The following is a 621-nucleotide window of genomic DNA, read 5'->3' as shown; positions in this document are numbered from 1 at the left end:
GGGCATGAAGCGTGGGTCGTGGCTGGCGATCGATGACGCATGGTCATAGGATGGAGCTCGGCACTGCTGACGAGGTCGGCGTTTGCTTGGTGTTGCGAACCCGTTCAGTAGTTGGACCCGCAGTCCTGCGAGCACCCCGGAATGTGGCAGAGGGCGGCGACGCCCCGAAGCACGCTTAGTAGAGTTCGACGACGAGGACTGCCTGCGGTGCCCCTCAACCGTCAGGAGGTTCTCATGCAAGTGCTTTATCCGCGCTGTGCGGGCCTGGACGTGCACAAGGACACCATCGTGGCCTGCGTGCGATGCGTCTCCCCGCCCATGCATCAGGAGGTGCGCAGCTTCGGCACCACCACCACCGAATTGCTCGCGCTGGGCGATTGGCTGGCCGAGCACGACTGCACCCATGTGGCGATGGAGGCCACCGGCGTGTACTGGAAGCCGGTGTGGCACGTGCTGGAGGCTGAGTTCGAGTTGGTGCTGGCCAACGCCGCGCACATCCGCAACGTGCCCGGCCGCAAGAGCGACGTCAACGACGCGATGTGGATTGCCGATCTCTTGGCGCACGGCCTGATCCGCTCCAGCTTCGTGCCGCCGCAGGCGATCCAGCAGCTGCGCGACCTC

Annotated in this window: 1 protein-coding gene; it reads left to right on the top strand. The window is 65.2% G+C overall.

The genetic code is table 11. The features are described from left to right. Positions 1-234: 234 nt before the first annotated feature. On the top strand, positions 235-621 hold a 387-nt coding region (locus tag AC1DMS_RS31755), incomplete at its 3' end, for an IS110 family transposase (RefSeq protein WP_478182126.1).

The organism is Variovorax sp. 05T418 (assembly GCF_056396385.1).
This window is presented reverse-complemented; position numbering and strand designations above follow the sequence as displayed.